The sequence below is a fragment of the Nocardioides sp. Root151 genome, from assembly GCF_001427925.1.
Taxonomy (GTDB): Bacteria; Actinomycetota; Actinomycetes; order Propionibacteriales; family Nocardioidaceae; genus Nocardioides.
Window position 1 is genome coordinate 329,175 of sequence record NZ_LMGG01000001.1, and the last position, 16,034, is coordinate 345,208.

Annotated in this window: 15 protein-coding genes; 1 reads left to right on the plus strand and 14 read right to left on the minus strand. The window is 69.8% G+C overall.

Going from position 1 to position 16,034, the window contains the following annotated elements; translation table 11 throughout:
* Positions 1–37: 37 nt before the first annotated feature.
* The 3 genes from ASD66_RS01595 to ASD66_RS01605 all read right to left on the minus strand — a co-directional run bounded on the left by ASD66_RS01595 (position 38) and on the right by ASD66_RS01605 (position 2,676).
* Positions 38–529: a hypothetical protein gene (locus ASD66_RS01595; RefSeq protein ID WP_056681374.1), complete on the minus strand. Its 492-nt coding sequence runs from the start codon at positions 527–529 to the stop codon at positions 38–40.
* Positions 530–591: 62 nt separating this feature from the next.
* On the minus strand, positions 592–1,668 hold the full coding sequence (ychF, locus tag ASD66_RS01600) for a redox-regulated ATPase YchF (RefSeq protein WP_056681375.1): 1,077 nt from the start codon (positions 1,666–1,668) through the stop codon (positions 592–594).
* Between the two features lie 66 nt (positions 1,669–1,734).
* Positions 1,735–2,676, minus strand: coding sequence for a hypothetical protein (locus ASD66_RS01605; RefSeq protein ID WP_056681376.1), 942 nt, complete (start codon positions 2,674–2,676; stop codon positions 1,735–1,737).
* A gap of 185 nt (positions 2,677–2,861) precedes the next feature.
* Between ASD66_RS01605 and ASD66_RS01610 the strand changes: the two genes are divergently transcribed.
* Positions 2,862–3,233: a hypothetical protein gene (locus tag ASD66_RS01610; protein WP_056889843.1), complete on the plus strand. Its 372-nt coding sequence runs from the start codon at positions 2,862–2,864 to the stop codon at positions 3,231–3,233.
* Here the strand turns inward: ASD66_RS01610 and ASD66_RS01615 are convergent.
* The 11 genes from ASD66_RS01615 to ASD66_RS01665 all read right to left on the minus strand — a co-directional run bounded on the left by ASD66_RS01615 (position 3,230) and on the right by ASD66_RS01665 (position 15,898).
* Complete coding sequence (locus ASD66_RS01615) at positions 3,230–3,826, minus strand: LutC/YkgG family protein (protein WP_056684823.1); 597 nt, start codon at positions 3,824–3,826, stop codon at positions 3,230–3,232. The two genes, ASD66_RS01610 and ASD66_RS01615, sit on opposite strands and share 4 nt — an antisense overlap.
* Positions 3,823–5,304, minus strand: a complete 1,482-nt coding sequence (locus tag ASD66_RS01620) for a lactate utilization protein B (RefSeq protein WP_056889844.1) — start codon at positions 5,302–5,304, stop codon at positions 3,823–3,825. Before ASD66_RS01620 ends, ASD66_RS01615 begins: the two co-directional genes overlap by 4 nt.
* Positions 5,301–6,074, minus strand: coding sequence for a (Fe-S)-binding protein (locus tag ASD66_RS01625; RefSeq protein ID WP_056890537.1), 774 nt, complete (start codon positions 6,072–6,074; stop codon positions 5,301–5,303). The genes ASD66_RS01620 and ASD66_RS01625 overlap by 4 nt, the downstream gene beginning before the upstream one ends.
* An 11-nt stretch (positions 6,075–6,085) precedes the next feature.
* Complete coding sequence (locus tag ASD66_RS01630; RefSeq protein WP_056681379.1) at positions 6,086–7,510, minus strand: rhamnulokinase; 1,425 nt, start codon at positions 7,508–7,510, stop codon at positions 6,086–6,088.
* Between the two features lie 6 nt (positions 7,511–7,516).
* A complete protein-coding gene (locus tag ASD66_RS01635; RefSeq protein ID WP_156388496.1) occupies positions 7,517–9,562 on the minus strand; it encodes a bifunctional aldolase/short-chain dehydrogenase in 2,046 nt (681 codons plus the stop codon).
* Positions 9,563–9,567: 5 nt separating this feature from the next.
* A complete protein-coding gene (gene rhaI, locus ASD66_RS01640) occupies positions 9,568–10,731 on the minus strand; it encodes an L-rhamnose isomerase (protein ID WP_056681381.1) in 1,164 nt (387 codons plus the stop codon).
* 7 nt (positions 10,732–10,738) lie between these two features.
* Positions 10,739–11,098, minus strand: a complete 360-nt coding sequence (locus tag ASD66_RS01645) for an L-rhamnose mutarotase (protein WP_056681382.1) — start codon at positions 11,096–11,098, stop codon at positions 10,739–10,741.
* A 108-nt stretch (positions 11,099–11,206) separates the two neighbouring features.
* Entirely contained in the window at positions 11,207–12,223 is a 1,017-nt protein-coding gene (gene rhaS / locus ASD66_RS01650) for a rhamnose ABC transporter substrate-binding protein (RefSeq protein ID WP_056681383.1), read from the minus strand.
* Between the two features lie 2 nt (positions 12,224–12,225).
* A complete protein-coding gene (locus ASD66_RS01655) occupies positions 12,226–13,311 on the minus strand; it encodes an ABC transporter permease (protein ID WP_056681384.1) in 1,086 nt (361 codons plus the stop codon).
* Positions 13,308–14,384, minus strand: coding sequence for an ABC transporter permease (locus tag ASD66_RS01660; RefSeq protein ID WP_056681385.1), 1,077 nt, complete (start codon positions 14,382–14,384; stop codon positions 13,308–13,310). The genes ASD66_RS01655 and ASD66_RS01660 overlap by 4 nt, the downstream gene beginning before the upstream one ends.
* The gene (locus ASD66_RS01665; protein ID WP_056681386.1) at positions 14,381–15,898 is read right to left on the minus strand and encodes a sugar ABC transporter ATP-binding protein; all 1,518 of its coding nucleotides are present in this window, start codon (positions 15,896–15,898) and stop codon (positions 14,381–14,383) included. Before ASD66_RS01665 ends, ASD66_RS01660 begins: the two co-directional genes overlap by 4 nt.
* Between the last annotated feature and the right edge of the window lie 136 nt (positions 15,899–16,034).

Consider the following 16,034-nt stretch of genomic DNA (forward strand, 5'->3'; position numbering starts at 1 on the left):
GGCCGGTCGGCAACCGTCCGGCCGCCGTCCGGTCGACCTAGCCGGACTTGCGCCCGGCGACCGTTCCCGGAGCCTCGATCAGGGCCAGCGCCTCGCGGTCCTTGATGACCTTGGGGTTCGACGACACGATCCCCGCGTCGAGGTAGATCTGGTCGAGACTCCCGCGCCCGCCCCCGCTGACTGCCCGCGCCAGGGGTCCCATGCCGAGGAACAGCAGCACGCAGACCGCCGTCACGGCGAGCGTGACGTTGGTGCCGACACCCACCCGTGGCAGGACGAGCCACGCCACCACGACGCCGACCACGGCTATCCCGGCCACGACCAGGAGCACGTTGGAACGGCGGGCAAAGGTGCTCTGGAAGTCGTCGAGGCGCTCGTCCAGGGCGTAGAGGTCCGAGAGCTCCAGCCGCCGGTTCGTGTCGTGGCGCAGGTACTTCAACCGGTCGTTGTCGGGGCCGGGCGGCCAGGTCTGGAGGACCGTGCCGTCGGCGGCGATGAACCACTGGGGCTTTTCGGACTGCTCGCTCATCGACACTCCTCGTGCGGCGTCGCCCGGACGACGTGACGCTCGATGAGATCGTACGACGTGCCTCAGACGTTGAAGCGGAACTCCACGACGTCGCCGTCGGCCATCACGTAGTCCTTGCCCTCCATGCGCACCTTGCCGGCCTCCTTGGCCTTCTGCATGGTGCCCAGGCCGATGAGGTCGTCGAACGAGACGATCTCGGCCTTGATGAAGCCGCGCTGGAAGTCGGTGTGGATCACCCCGGCCGCCTCGGGAGCCGTGGCGCCCTTGGGGATCGTCCAGGCCCGCGTCTCCTTGGGTCCGGCGGTCAGGTAGGTCTGCAGGCCGAGGGTGTCGAAACCGACCCGGGCCAGCTTGTCGAGGCCGGGCTCGGTGATGCCCATCTCGGCGAGCATCTCCCGTGCTTCGGCGTCGTCGTCGAGCTCGACCAGCTCGGCCTCGAACTTCGCGTCGAGGAAGATCGCCTCGGCGGGCGCGACGAGGGCGCGCATCCTGTCCTTCAGCTCTTCGTCGCCGAGCTCGTCGGAGTCGCAGTTGAAGACGTAGATGAACGGCTTGGCGGTGAGCAGTGAGAGCTCGCGGATCAGGTCGCGGTCGATCTTGGTGGCGATGATCGGCGTACCGGCCTCGAGCGCTGCCTTGGCCTCCTTGACCGCTTCCGCCTTGGGCGCGACGTCCTTCTTGATGCGCGCCTCCTTCTCCAACCGCGGCAGGGCGTTGTCCACCGTCTGCAGGTCGGCGAGGATCAGCTCGGTCTGGATGGTCCCGATGTCGGAGCCGGGGTCGACCTTGCCGTCGACGTGGGTGACGTCCTCGTCGCGGAACACCCGGGTCACCTGGCAGATCGCCGAGGACTCACGGATGTGAGCGAGGAACTTGTTGCCCAGGCCCTCACCCTGCGAGGCGCCGGCCACGATGCCGGCGATGTCGACGAACTCGACCGTCGCGGGCAGCAGCTTGGCCGATCCGAACACCTCGGCGAGCTTCGGCAGGCGCTCGTCGGGCACGCCGACCACCCCGACGTTCGGCTCGATGGTCGCGAACGGGTAGTTCGCCGCGAGGACGTCGTTCTTGGTCAGTGCGTTGAAGAGCGTCGACTTGCCAGCATTGGGGAGCCCGACGATTCCGATGGTGAGTGCCACGGGCGGTGAGTCTACGGCCCGCGTGCCCCTCCCCCGGAATCGAGCCGGACCGGGCACTCGACCCGGTCAGCGCGGCAGCTGTCGACGTACTGCCTTCACCCGCTGCGCGTGCCACAGCAGGGCGCCGATCACGACCGCGAGATAGACCGCGTACGCAGACAGCACCGCCACGTGGTGGTCGCGCGCGATGCCGGTCACCACGATCGAGAAGAGGAGCACCCCGGCGGAGGCAGCGGTCCACATCAGCCGGCCCGCATCGAGGCGGCCGAGCAGCACGGTCATCAGGGCCAGCACCCCGAAGACCAGGTGCGGCAGCGGCACACCGAACGACTCGTCCCGGGTGACCGCGAGGACCAGGAACGCGATCTCCGCGAGCACGCCGAGGCCGAGCAGCACCATCACCGCGAGACCCGCTCGCTGGACGGCGGCCATGCCCTGCAGCAGGCCCCGGTCGACCTCGATGAAGTCCTGATCGACAGGCTCCGCGGCTTCGGTGAGCCCCCCTTCACGCGATTCGGACTCGCTGGAGAACGGCCAGTCGAGCTCGTGGAAGGTCCCCGCCAACCACTCGTCGTCGAGCACCTGCACCCCGGTCAGCCGGGCAAAGGTCTCGGCGACCGCGTCGGACTCGAACTGCTCCTGGGCGAACGCCGCCTCCTCCTCGGGCCACGGCTCGCCGAGTGAGTCCATCACGTCGCCGGCGTTGAGCACCCGCTCGTGCTCGCGTTCGCCGTCACGCATCCACAAGACGTGCACGTCCGCGGTGCTGCCGAACACGGCGACGACGGCGCGGGCGTCGAGCTCGCGCGAGACCTGCTGCACCTCGTCGAGCAGCTCCGGCGACGCGCAGGCGAAGACCAGCTGGCCGTCACGGACGCCGACGTACGGCGTGCCCTCCTCGAGTGCCAGGTCGCCGGACGTGGTGGCCCCGGTGGTCCTGATGCCGAGCCCGGCCAGGTCTTCGAGCCGGGTGTCGGCGAGCGCCGCGATCGTGAAGTTGAATCCCATGGCCGGTGTCTACCACGCCCTCCCGGTCGGAACGAGCGTTGCAGTTCGTACGTCGGCGGACGTCGAACTGGTCGAACTGCAACACTCGGCGGCCGACCCCGATGCCGTGCCGTGCCCCCGAAATTGACGATGCCGGACGCCCTCCGACTCCCTAACGTGGGCCTTGGGACAGAGGGAGGGACACCATGCCCAGGCTCGCTGCTGCATTCACGGCCGCCATCACGACGAGGGACCGGGCGCGCCTGAGTGCCCTGTTCGCCGACGACATCGACTTCCGGGGCCTGACCCCGCACCGGTTCTGGGAGGCGCACACACCCGACGAGGTCGCCTCGGTCATCCTCGACCACTGGTTCGAGGGAGACGACCGCATCGTCAACGCCCACCTGATGGACGTCGTGACCGTCGCCGACACCCAGCGGATGGGCTACCTCTTCGAGCTCGAGACCCCTGATGGCGCGCACGTCGTGGAGCAGCAGGCGTACTACCGCACGGACGGCGAGCGCATCTCCTACCTCCGGGTGCTCTGTTCCGGATTCCGGCCCGTGGTGCCGGGCTAGCCGACGACGATCACGTGCAGCACCCGGGGGCCGTGCACGCCCTCGACCCGGTCGAGCTCGATGTCACTGGTGGCCGACGGGCCGCTGATCCAGGTCAGTGGTCGGGACGGGTCGAGGAGCCCGACGGCGTCCGGCACGTCGGGCACCACCTGGTCGGCGCGTACGACGCAGACGTGGTGGTCGGGCACCAGCGAGAGTGCACGGCGGCCCTGGTCGGGTTGATGGTCCAGGACGATCGTGCCGGTCTCCGCGATGCCCAGACGGGCGGCGGTGACCACGGCGTCGACAGCGTCGAGCTCGACAGCGGTGAGGCCGTCGTCGACGACCGCGCCGGGCACCTCGATCTCGAGGCCGGGCGGCACGACCACGCTCGCACCGGACGGCAGTGCGGCGCGCACGCGCTCCTCGAGGTCGGACCCGTCGCAGCGCTCGACCACGGCGCGGTAGTCGGCCACTCGCTCGAGGAACAGTGCGACCACGTCCTCGGGTCCACCCTCGTGGCGGGGCGCCGGAGGCACGTCGACGTCTGCTTGCCGGTCGACGTCGGCCAGCGCCGCCCGGACCCGGCCGAGGATCTCGTCGCGGGCGCTCATGACCGGCCCCCCGACGTACGCCGCCACCATGCGCGGAACGACTCCGGCGGCGGCGCCGGCAGGTCGCGGGCCGACGTCCATGCGGCGCCCGGTCCGGGAACGCGTCGTACGGCGGCCCGCCCGCCGGGAAGACGTGAGCGTCCGAACCGGCCGACGACTCGACCTGCGAGACCGGAGAGCCGTTCGGCGAAGGCCAGTCGCCGCGCGTCGGAGAAGGCGTACGACGCGGCCTTCATCGCCACCGCCTCGGGCTTGGGCGGCCGGTCCCCGCGATGGGAGTCGACCACCTTCGTCCGCAGGTGCACCAGCACCTCCGGGATGTCGATGCGCACCGGGCAGACCTCGAAGCAGGCACCGCACAGCGTGGAGGCGTAGGGCAGCGAGTCGGTCTGCTCGTCGACGCCGGTGCCCTTGAGCAGCGGGTTGAGGATGGCGCCGATCGGGCCCGGGTAGACCGAGCCGTAGGCGTGGCCGCCGGTGCGCTCGTAGACCGGGCACACGTTGAGGCAGGCCGAGCAGCGGATGCAGCGCAGGGCCTGGCGACCGACCTTGTCGGCGAGGGCGTTGGTGCGGCCGTTGTCGAGGAGCACCACGTGCACCTCCTGCGGCCCGTCGCCGGGGGTGACGCCCGTCCACGTCGAGGTGTAGGGGTTCATCCGCTCGCCGGTCGACGACCGGGGCAGCAGGCGCATCATGGGGTCGAGCGACTCCCAGGTCGGAAGCACCTTCTCGATCCCGACCACGGAGACCAGGACGTCAGGCAGGGTCAGGCACATCCGGCCGTTGCCCTCGGACTCCACGACGACGAGCGTGCCGGTCTCGGCGATCGCGAAGTTGGCCCCGGAGACGGCGACCTTGGCGCGGAGGAACTTCTCGCGGAGGTGCTCACGGGCGGCCCCGGCCAGGGCGGCGGGGTCGTCGGTCAGCCCCGCGGGGGCCGGGCGACCGGCGGCGGCCATCCGGGTCCGGAAGATCTCGCGGATCTCCGCACGGTTGCGGTGGATGGCCGGCACGAGGATGTGGCTGGGCAGGTCGTCACCGAGCTGCACGATGAGCTCGGCGAGGTCGGTCTCCCAGGCGGAGATGCCCTCCGCGGCGAGCGCCTCGTTGAGCTCGATCTCCTGGGTGACCATCGACTTCACCTTCACGACCTCGTCGGCGCCGTGTCTCTTGGCGACCTCCGCGACGACGGCGCACGCCTCGGCGGCATCACGGGCCCAGTGCACCACCGCTCCGTGGGCGACGAGCTGTTCCTCGAGCTGCACCAGGTGGGTGTCGAGCGAGCGGAGCGCGGACTCCTTGACCGCGGCCCCGACCAGGCGCAGCTCCTCCCACTCGGGCAGCTCGGCGACCACCCCGGCCCGCTTGGCACGGATGGTGCCGGTGGCATGGGCCAGGTTGTGGCGCAGCTGGGGGTCGGCCAGCGCCTCGCGGGCGGCTTCGGGGAAGACCGGCATGCCGACGAACGTGGCGCTCATGTCGTGACTCCCTTGCCGCGTGCCACGTCGGGCAGGGTCACGGGCTGCGTCTCGTCCGGTTCGGTCGCAGCCAGGATCTCGGCCAGGTGCATCACCCGCACCCCGGCCTGCTGGCGCGAGAGCATCCCGCCGATGTGCATGAGACACGAGTTGTCGCCGGCCACCAGCACCTCGGCATTCGTCTCGCGCACGTGGCGGGCCTTGTCGGCGCCCATCGCCACCGAGGTGTCCGCGTTCTTCATCGCGAAGGTGCCGCCGAATCCGCAGCACTGGGTGGCCTCCGGCAGCTCGACGAGGCGCAGCCCGCGCACCGCCTCGAGCAGCTGTCGTGGCCGGTCGCCGACGCCGAGCAGACGCAGCGAGTGGCACGTCGGGTGGTAGGTGACCTGGTGCGGGAAGTAGGCGCCGACGTCGGTGACTCCGAGGACGTCGACGAGGAACTCGCTCAGCTCGTGCACCCGTGGCCCGGTCTCGGCGACCGCCTGCACCAGGGCCGGGTCTCCCGAGCGCTCGGCGACGAGGCCGTGCTGGTGGCGACAGGTCCCCGCGCAGGAGCCGGACGGCGTGACCACGGCGTCGTACCCCGCGAAGGCCTGCACCCAGGTGCGGACCACCGGCACGGCCTCGTCGAGGTAGCCGGTGTTGACCATCGGCTGCGAGCAGCAGGTCTGGGCCTCGGGGAACTCGACGTCGACACCGAGGCGACGCAGCAGCGTGACCACCGCCTTGCCCGTGTCGGGAAACATCGCGTCGTTCACGCAGGTGACCATCAGTGCGACCTTCACCCGGCCACCCTCGCAGACTTCGACCGTGGAATGAACCGTCGTGGCTCGTGCGTGGACGCCACCAGCCGACGCAGCGCCTCGAGGTCACCGGACACGGCGCCGACAGTGCGCCCCTGGACCAGGATGTTGCCGAGGGCCGTGGCTTCCACCGGTCCGGCCAGGACCGGCAGCCCGCAGCGATCGGCGGTCAGCTGGCAGAGCAGCTCGTTGAGTGCACCCCCGCCGACGACGTGCACCACGTCGACCCGCCGACCCGACAAGTGGCTTGCGCGTCGCACGCTGACCGCGAAGGCCTCGGCCAGGCTCTCGAGGATGCTGCGCACCGTCGACGCACGATCGGCGGGCGGTGCCACGTCATGCTCGACGCACCACGAGGCGATGCGACCGGCCATGTCACCGGGCGGCAGGAAGCGCGGGTCCTGGACGTCGAAGACGGGCACCGGTGCGGTCACGGCTGCGGCCTCGGCCAGCAGCGTCACAAGTGGCGCTGACCGTCCGGTGCGCTCCCAGCCACGGATCGCCTCGCTGAGCAGCCACAGGCCCATCACGTTGGTGAGGAACCGGACCCGTCCGTCGACGCCGCCCTCGTTGGTGAAGTTGGCCTCGCGCGCGGCGTCGCTCAACACCGGGGCGGGCAGCTCGACCCCGACCAGACCCCAGGTGCCACAGGAGATGTACGCAGCGGTCTCGCCATGCATCGGCACGCCCACCACCGCGGAGGCGGTGTCGTGGGAGCCGACGGTGGTGACGGTGAGCCCGGACAGGACGTCGGGCAGCGCCGGCCCTGTCACCGGGCCGACGACCGTGCCCGGGTCGACGAGGTCGCCGAAGAGCTGTTCGGGCAGGCCGAGCCGCCGGATCAGGGCTCGGTCCCACTCCCCCGTGAGTACGTCGAGCAGCCCGGTCGTCGATGCGTTCGTGCGCTCGGTCACCGGCACCCCGGTCAACCAGAAGGCGATCAGGTCCGGCACCAGCAACAGGCGGTCCGCCCGGTCCACCAACGGGTCGGCGGCCAGTTGGTAGAGGGTGTTGAAGGGCAGGAACTGAAGGCCGTTGCGTGGGTAGAGCTCCTCATGGGGCAGCACGGCATGCACGACGTCCACGCCGGCGGTGCGGCCCGCGTCGCGGTAGTGGAACGGCTCGGCAAGGAGCCGGCCCTCGCTCAGGAGCCCGTAGTCGACGGCCCAGGAGTCGACCGCCACCGAAGCCAACCTGCCGAGGCTCGAGGCCACCGCTGCACGCAGCCCGTCCAGGACGGCGTCGTAGAGGCCGGACACGTTCCAGTGCAGGCCGTCGCCGGTGCCGACCGGTTCGTTCGCGAGCCGGGCGACGACGTCGAGGCGGAGCCGGTCCGGGCCGACCTCTCCGAGCACGACCCGACCACTGGAGGCGCCGAGGTCGACCGCGGCGACATGCACCATGACCGGCTACCTGAGGAAGGCCGCCGCCACCCCGGCGTCCACCGGGATGTGCAGGCCGGTGGTCTGGGTGAGGTCCGGGCCGACCAGGGCGTACGCCGCGGAGGCGACGTGGTCGGGCAGCACCTCGCGCTTGAGCAGGGTGCGCTGGGCGTAGAACGCGCCCAGGTCCTTCTCCTCCACGCCGTAGACCGCGGCCCGGTTGGCACCCCAGCCGCTGCTGAAGATTCCCGAGCCCTGGACGACACCGTCTGGGTTGATCCCGTTCACGCGGATGCCGTGCTCGCCGAGCTCGGCGGCCAACAACCGCACCTGGTGCGCCTGGTCGGCCTTGGTGGCGGAGTAGGCGATGTTGTTCGGACCCGCGAAGACCGAGTTCTTGCTGGAGATGTAGACGATGTCGCCGCCCAGCCCCTGCTCGATCATGGCGACCGCTGCGGTGCGGGCGACCAGGAACGAGCCCTTGGCCATCACGTTGTGCTGGAGGTCCCAGTCGGCGACGGTGGTCTCGAGCAGCGACTTCGACAGCGACAGGCCGGCGTTGTTGACGACCAGGTCGAGGCCGCCGAAGGCCAGCAACGCCTCGGCCACGGCCCTCTCGACGGCAGCTTCGTCGGAGACGTCGACCTGCACCCCGACGGCGACGTCGGTGCTGCCGAGCTCTGCAGCAGCTGCCTGCGCCTTGTCCAGTGACAGGTCGGCGATGACCACGCAGGCGCCCTCGGCGGCGTACCTGGTGGCGATCGCCTTGCCGATGCCGGAGGCGGCACCGGTGACCAGGGCGATCCGCGTCGCCAGCGGCTTCGGCTTCGGCATCCGCTGGAGCTTGGCCTCCTCCAGCGCCCAGTACTCGATGCGGAACTTCTCCGCCTCGTCGATCGGGGCGTACGTCGAGAGTCCCTCGGCACCACGCATCACGTTGATCGCGTTGACGTAGAACTCCCCCGCGACGCGGGCGGTCTGCTTGTCCTTGCCGAAGCTGAACATGCCGACCCCGGGCACCAGGACGATCAGCGGGTCGGCGCCACGGATCGCCGGGCTCTCCGGGGTCGCGTGGCGGTCGTAGTAGCCCTGGTAGTCCTCGCGGTAGGCGGCGTGCAGCTCGCGCAACCGGGCCACCGACTCCTCGACGGTCGCCGAGGCGGGCAGGTCGAGCAGCAGCGGCTTGACCTTGGTGCGCAGGAAATGGTCGGGGCAGCTGGTGCCGAGGGCGGCCAGTCGCGGGTGCTCGGTGGCGGCGAGGAAGTCCAGCACTTCGGTCGAGTCGGTGAAGTGGCCGACCATGGGACGGTCGGCGGACGCGATGGAACGGATCGTCGGCACCAGTGCAGCAGCCTTGGCGCGGCGCTCGGCCTCCGGCAGGGCGGCGTACCCCTCGAGTGCCGGGCCGAAGGGATCGGGTCGGGACTGCTCCGCGATGTGGGTGGCCGCGGTCTCGATGATCCAGAGGGAGTTCGCCTCGGCCTCTTGGGAGGTCTCGCCCCACGCGGTGATGCCGTGGCCGCCAAGGATGCAGCCGATGGCCTCGGGGTTCTGCTCCTTGATCGCGGCGATGTCGAGTCCGAGCTGGAAGCCGGGCCGGCGCCACGGCACCCACACGACCTTCCCCTCGAAGATGACCTCGGTCAGCTTCTCACCGTCGGCGGCGGTCGCGATGGCGATGCCGGAGTCGGGGTGCAGGTGGTCGACGTGCGCCGCGTCCACGAGGCCGTGCATCGCGGTGTCGATCGACGGGGCGGCGCCGCCCTTGCCGTGCAGGCAGTAGTCGAAGGCGGCGACCATCTCGTCCTCGCGGTCCACGCCCGGGTAGACGTCGACCAGGGCGCGCATCCGGTCGAGCCGGAGCACGGCCAGGCCGGAGTCCGTCAAGGTGCCGAGGTCGCCGCCGGAGCCCTTCACCCAGAGCAGCTCGACGTCCTCGCCGGTGACCGGGTCCTTCTCGATGCCCTTGGCGGAGGTGTTGCCGCCGGCGTAGTTGGTGTTGCGGGGGTCCGCGCCGAGACGGTTGGACCGGGTCACGAGCTCGGTCACGGTGGGGTTGACGTCATTCGCCATGGGGATCAGTTCCATCCTGCTTGGTGGCCGCCGACTCGGTCGGCCGCGATCTGCTGCTGGTAGCCGCTGGCCGCGTAGGCCGCCATCGGGTCGGCCGGCAGCCCGCGCTCCTCACGCCAGCCGGCCAGGTCGCGTCGCACGTCGGTGTAGAAGGCGTCCATGAAGACCGAGTTGGCGGCGAGCACGTCACCGTCCTCCCGCGCGGAGGCCAGGGCGTCGGTGTCGAGGAGCAGTGCCCGTGCCGTCATCTCCTGGACGTTGAGGACGGAGCGGATCTGGCCGGGCACCTTGTCCTCGATGTTGTGGCACTGGTCGAGCATCAGGGCGACGTCGCTGTCGGGACCGAACCCCCCACCGCGGATCACCTCGACGATGATCCGGAACAGCTGGAACGGGTCGGCCGCGCCGACGATCAGGTCGTCGTCGGCGTAGAAGCGGCTGTTGAAGTCGAACGAGCCGAGCTTCCCGAGCCGCAGGAGCTGCGCGACGATGAACTCGATGTTGGTGCCGGGGGCGTGGTGACCGGTGTCGAGGCAGACCATCGCCTTGTCGCCGAGGGCGCTCACGTGGGCGTACGACGTGCCCCAGTCCGGGACGTCGGTGTGGTAGAACGCCGGCTCGAAGAACTTGTACTCGAGCACCAGCCGCTGGTCGTCGCCGAGTTGGTCGTAGATGCGCTGCAGGCTCTCGGCCAGCCAGTCCTGGCGGGCCCGGATGTCGCCCTGGCCCGGGTAGTTGGTGCCGTCGGCCAGCCAGATCTTGAGATCGCGCGACCCGGTCGCGTTCATCACCTCGATGCAGTCCAGGTTGTGCTGGACCGCCTTGTCCCGCACCTTGGGGTCGGCGTGGGTGAGGCTGCCGAGCTTGTAGTCGTCGTCCTGGAAGGTGTTGCTGTTGATGGTGCCCAGCACCACGCCCTGGTCCTCGGCGTACGCCTTGAGCGCGGCGAAGTCGTCGACCAGGTCCCACGGGATGTGCAGGGCGACCGACGGCGCGAGCCCGGTGAAGCGGTGCACCGTGGCCGCGTCGGCGATCTTCTCCTCGACGGTGCGCGGCGTGCCGGCACTGCCGAACACCTTGAAACGGGTGCCCGAGTTGCCGTAGGCCCAGGAGGGGACCTCGATGGCGAGCGCCCCGAGGCGCTCGGTGATGTCTGCGAAGGTCGTCATGTCTCTCTCACTTGCTGGTGCGGTGCGCCGGGAGGCGCCCGAGCTGGTCCTCGAGGTGGAAGACCTCACGAAGCTGGACGAAACCGGTGTCTGGCCGGGCGTCGCCCAGCTCCTCGAAGAACTCCGACATCTCGGCCTGCCAGCGGGCGTTCACGTGCGTGGTGGCCATCCCTGCAACGGCCTCCTCGATGGAGGGCGTCTCGACGTAGCCGATCAGCAGGCCGTCGTCGCGCAGGAACAGGGAGTAGTTGTGCCAGCCGTGTGCGGCCAGGGCCTCGAGCATCTCGGGCCACACCTCCGCGTGTCGGGCGACGTAGTCCTCGATGCGGTCTGACCGGACCTGGAGCTGGAAACAGGCACGCTGCACGGTCGCCTCCTTCGCGGATGACGGGCTGGACGGTTGGGTTGGTGTCGAGGGCGCCGGCCGGACCAACCACGGAACGGCCGGCGCCCTCGGGAACGGGGAGTGCAGCGATCAGAAGTTGAAGTCGCCGATGTTGTCCTTGGTGAAGACGAACGGGTCGCCGAGCAGCACCTCACCGTCGGCGCCCACCGTGTACTCGCCGAGCTTTCCGGCCTTGAAGGTGTCGCCCTCCTCGCCCTTGATGTCGCCGTCGACGAGCGCCTTCGCGACGTACGCCGCCAGGTAGCCGAGGTCTTCGGGGTTCCACAGCGCGAACTCGGCCACGGTGCCGTTCTCGACGTACTCGCGCATCTGGTTGGGGGTGCCCAGACCGGTCAGCGCGACCTTGCCCTTCTTGTCGGAGTCCGACAGGTAGCGGGCCGCAGCGGCGATGCCGACGGTGGTCGGCGACACGATGCCCTTGAGGTTCGGGTGCGACTGCAGCAGCGCGGCGGTCTTGTCGAAGGAGGTCTGGTCGTCGTCGTCGCCGTAGACGGTGTCGACGAGCTTGATGTCGGGGTGGTTGGCCGCGAGCTCCTCCTCCATCATCTTGATCCAGGCGTTCTGGTTGGTCGCGTTCGCCGACGCCGAGAGGATCGCGATCTCGCCCTTGTCACCGATCGCCTTGGCGATCATCTCGACCTGCACCTTCGCGATGCCCTCGGCGCTGGCCTGGTTGACGAACGCGTCACGGCAGTCGGTCTCGGTGTCGGAGTCGAAGGTGACGACCTTGGTGCCTGCGTCACGGGCCTGGTTCAGTGCGTCACAGATGGCCTTCGGGTCGTTGGCCGAGACCACGAGCCCCTTGACCTGCTGCTGCGCGGCGGTGTTGATGTACTCCACCTGGCCGTCGGGGGTGGCCTCCTGGGGTCCGACCTCCTCGAACTTCCCACCGAACTCGTCGACCGCGGCCTTGCCGCCCTTGTCGCTCGTGTCGAAGTAGGGGTTGCCGAGGTTCTTGGGCAGGAACGTCACGGTCACCTCGTCGGAGGAACCGCCGCCGTCGCCGCCACCGCATGCGGTGAGGATCATCGCGCCGCTGAGCAGGAGTGCCGCAATCGCGCAGGCCCGCTTCGAGTGCAACTTCATGGTCATTGCCTTCCTTCTGTTCCCACGCCGGCCGGCGCGACTGAGGGGCTCGGGCCCCGCTTGTTCCGTCTGGTCGCGGTTGTCGAGGACAGCCATGCCAGGACGCTGTTGGACATCACCGAGGCCACGAGGAGCAGACCGATGATGATGTTGATGACGTTGACGGTGTAGTGCTCCAGGCGCAGGGCGCTGGCGATGACACCGATCAACAGGACTCCCGCGATCACGCCGTGCAGTCGCCCGCGGCCGCCGAAGATGGACACGCCACCGAGAAGGACGGCGGCGATCACGCGCAGCTCCATGCCGGAGGCGTTGTCGCCGCGGGAGCTGCCGAACCGCAGCGTGTAGTAGATCCCGGCCAGGGCCGAGACGACCCCGGCCAGCATGAAGAGGATCAGCTTGGTGCGGCGCACGTTGACGCCGGTGAAGTGGGCGGCCTCGGTGTTCAGGCCGATGTCGTAGACACCTCGGCCGAACGAGGTGAAGTGCAACAGGAAGGCGAACACCAGGGCCAGCAGGATCACGATGATGATCACCTGTGGGTACGGCGAGTCGCCGATGTTCTCCTTGGCCCGGGTCGTCCACTTCTCGGGGAAGTCCGTGACGGCCTTGGTGCCGAGCAGTCCGACCGCGAGTCCGCGGTAGAGCGCCAGGGTGCCGATGGTCACGGCCAGCGACGGCAGGCCGACGTACGCGACCAGGAAGCCGTTGAGCGCCCCACAGAGCAGGCCGACGACGAGGGCGGCCAGGCCGGCGGCCGGGATCGACCAGCCGTCCTGGTGCAGCACCCCGACCAGCACACTGCTCAGTCCCACGACGCTGGCGACGGACAGGTCGATCTCGCCGGTGATGATGATCAGGGTCATCGGCAGCGCGATCAACAGGATCGGCGTCATGTCCTGCAGCAGGAACGTGATGGTGAGCGGGCCGTCGAAGAACGCGACGTTGTTGAGCGCGTAGAACCAGACGGCCAGCAGCAGGGCGATCACCGCGGCTTCGCGGGTGAACAACCAGCGTTGCCACAGGGGGCGGCCGTACGCCGGGTAGTCACGGGTGGTGGGTCCGGCGGTCGTGGTGGTCGCGTTCATGACTCATCCCTCGCTGTGACGAGCTTGCGGGCCTGCCGGAGCGCGAGGATCCGGTCCAGGACGATGGCGCTGAGGATCAGGGCGCCGACGACGGCGCGCTGCCAGAAGTCGGGGATGCCGAGGATGGGGAGGGCACGGTCGATGGTGACCAGCAGGATGGCGCCGAGCGAGGCTCCCCACACGGTGCCGCTGCCGCCGAAGATCGCGACCCCGCCGATGACCACCGCGGCCACGGCCTCGAGCTCGATGCTGGTGCCGGCGCCCGAGCTGACGGTGCCGTAGCGGGCCGCGTAGACGACACCGGCCAGACCGGCAAGGGCGCCGCTGAAGACGAACGCGGCGATCACGCGGCGCCGGACGGGCAGGCCGTAGAGGACCGCGGCGTCCGGGTCGGAGCCGATCGCGTAGAGCTCGCGCCCTCCGCGATGCGAGTGCAGGTAGTAGCCGACGAGGCAGACCACGACAGCGGCCACCATGAACAGCACCGGGATGCCGAGCACGGACCTGGTGCCCAGGCTGAGGAATCCCTCGGGCATGTCACTGGCGTTGACCCGGTCGCTGCCGGCCCAGCTGAGCACGATGCCGCGGTAGACGTACATCGTGCCGAGGGTGATCACGAGCGCGGGCACCTTGCCGATCGCGACCAACAGCCCGTTGACCAGCCCGAGCAGGGCACCGGCCAGCATTCCGGCCGCAACCACGGCCACGACCGGCAGGCCGGGGTGGTCGATGAACAGCCGGCCGGTGAGGTACGCCGTGAACGCCAGCACGGACCCGACCGACAGGTCGACGTTGCGGGTGATGATCACGACCGCCTGACCGGCCGCCAGGAGCAGCAGGATCGACGGGGTGAGGAGCAGGTCGCGCCAGGAGTTGGAGCTGAAGAGGAAGCTCGGTGTCTTGACGGTGGCGGCCGCGATGACCAGCAGCAGCACCAGCAGGATCGACATCTCGCGTGAGCGGAAGACGGTGTTGAACAGTCGCGTCGACCGCGACTGGCTGCTCGGCTCGATGAGCCGCTCGAGCTCGGCGCTGGGCGCGGCCTCGGTCGGCCGGATGGTGGTGTCGCTCATGCGGAGGCCTCCTGGAGGGTCTGCGTGGCGGCCTTCATGACGACCTCGGGGGTGGCCTGGTCGCGCGGGATGTCGGCGGTGAGCCGTCCCTCGCAGAGGACCAGGACGCGGTCGGCCATCCCGAGCACCTCGGGCAGCTCGGAGGAGATCATCAGGATCGCCATCCCCTGCCCGGCCAGCTCGGAGAGCAGCCGGTGCACCTCGGCCTTGGTGCCGACGTCGATGCCGCGGGTGGGTTCGTCGATGATCAGGAGCCGTGGGTTGGTGGCCAGCCACTTGGCGATGACGACCTTCTGCTGGTTGCCGCCGCTCATGGTCGCCGCCGTGGCGTCGAGGGCGCTGGTCTTCACCTCGAGCCGGGACGCCCAGGGCCGCGCCGCCCGGCCCTCGTCGGCGCCACGGAGGATGCCGAAGGTGCCGAGCCCGCCGCGGACCACACCGGCGATGTTGCGGGCCACCGAGGCCTCGGTGACCAGGCCCTGCTTGCGACGGTCCTCCGGGACGAATGCGATGCCGCGGCGGATCGCCACGCTGGGCTTGTGCTTGGGGATGGTGCGGTCGGCCAGGGTGACCGTGCCGGAGTCGTAGGAGTCGACGCCGAAGATGGCCCGGGCGACTTCGCTGCGACCGGCTCCGACCAGCCCGGCCAGGCCGACGATCTCGCCGGCACGGACCTCGAAGCTGACGTCGTGGAACACACCGGTGGACGTGAGGTTCTCGACGGTCAGGACCGGCCCGCCGATGGCGGCCGGGGTCTTGGGGAACAGGTCTCCGACCTCGCGGCCGACCATCATCTCGACGATCGCATCGACGTTCGTGGTGCTGGTCTCGACCGTGTCGACGTACGAGCCGTCGCGCATCACGGTGATGGTGTCGCAGAGGCCGAACACCTCGTCGAAGCGGTGGGAGATGAAGATCAGCGCGCGCCCCTCGTCGCGGAGGCTGCGGGCGACGGCGAAGAGGCGGTCGACCTCCACCCCACTCAGGGCCGCGGTGGGCTCGTCCATGATCAGCAGCCGGGCGTCGAGCGAGATGGCCTTGGCGATCTCGAGGATCTGCTGGTCCGCGATCGACAGCCCGAGCGCGGGTCGCCGCGGGTCGATGTGGACGCCGAGCCGGGCAAAGAGTGACTCCGCCTCGGTGTGCATGGCGCGGCGGTCGATGCGGCGGCCGCGGCCGAGCGGTTGGCGGCCCATGAAGATGTTCTCGGTGACCGTGAGGTCGGGGAACAGGGTCGGCTCCTGGTAGATCACCGCGACGCCGGAGTCCTTGGACTCGGCGGTGCTGGAGAAGTCCACGGACTCACCACCGAGCAGGAACTCCCCCGAGTCGCGTCGGTGGACACCGGCGACGATCTTGACCAGCGTCGACTTGCCGGCGCCGTTCTCGCCCACCAGCGCGTGGATGGACCCGGCGCGGGCCTCGATGCGGCCGGACCGCAGGGCCACCACGGGGCCGAACGACTTGGAGACGTCGCGGAGCTCGAGGACGACCTCGCCGCTTCCTGCGGGCATCTGCTGCCTCCGGTTCTTCGTTGATTGAAAGGTTTCAAGTTTCGGTAACGTAACGTGACCGGCACCACAGCGTCAAGGGTTTCCGCAACAATTGCCCAGAGCGCCCACCACCTGCGCAGATGCTGCGCCCGCTAGA

Excerpts from the sequence above, each read along its gene's own strand:
- ASD66_RS01630 (WP_056681379.1), bottom strand. The coding sequence starts at position 7,510 with ATGGTGCATGTCGCCGCGGTCGACCTCGGCGCCTCCAGTGGTCGGGTC.
- ASD66_RS01635 (WP_156388496.1), bottom strand. The coding sequence starts at position 9,562 with ATGGCGAATGACGTCAACCCCACCGTGACCGAGCTCGTGACCCGGTCC.
- rhaI (WP_056681381.1), bottom strand. The coding sequence starts at position 10,731 with ATGACGACCTTCGCAGACATCACCGAGCGCCTCGGGGCGCTCGCCATC.
- rhaS (WP_056681383.1), bottom strand. The coding sequence starts at position 12,223 with ATGAAGTTGCACTCGAAGCGGGCCTGCGCGATTGCGGCACTCCTGCTC.
- ASD66_RS01660 (WP_056681385.1), bottom strand. The coding sequence starts at position 14,384 with ATGAGCGACACCACCATCCGGCCGACCGAGGCCGCGCCCAGCGCCGAG.
- ASD66_RS01655 (WP_056681384.1), bottom strand. The coding sequence starts at position 13,311 with ATGAACGCGACCACCACGACCGCCGGACCCACCACCCGTGACTACCCG.
- ASD66_RS01665 (WP_056681386.1), bottom strand. The coding sequence starts at position 15,898 with ATGCCCGCAGGAAGCGGCGAGGTCGTCCTCGAGCTCCGCGACGTCTCC.
- ASD66_RS01625 (WP_056890537.1), bottom strand. The coding sequence starts at position 6,074 with ATGGTCACCTGCGTGAACGACGCGATGTTTCCCGACACGGGCAAGGCG.
- ASD66_RS01605 (WP_056681376.1), bottom strand. The coding sequence starts at position 2,676 with ATGGGATTCAACTTCACGATCGCGGCGCTCGCCGACACCCGGCTCGAA.
- ASD66_RS01620 (WP_056889844.1), bottom strand. The coding sequence starts at position 5,304 with ATGAGCGCCACGTTCGTCGGCATGCCGGTCTTCCCCGAAGCCGCCCGC.
- ASD66_RS01610 (WP_056889843.1), top strand. The coding sequence starts at position 2,862 with ATGCCCAGGCTCGCTGCTGCATTCACGGCCGCCATCACGACGAGGGAC.
- ASD66_RS01595 (WP_056681374.1), bottom strand. The coding sequence starts at position 529 with ATGAGCGAGCAGTCCGAAAAGCCCCAGTGGTTCATCGCCGCCGACGGC.
- ASD66_RS01615 (WP_056684823.1), bottom strand. The coding sequence starts at position 3,826 with ATGAGCGCCCGCGACGAGATCCTCGGCCGGGTCCGGGCGGCGCTGGCC.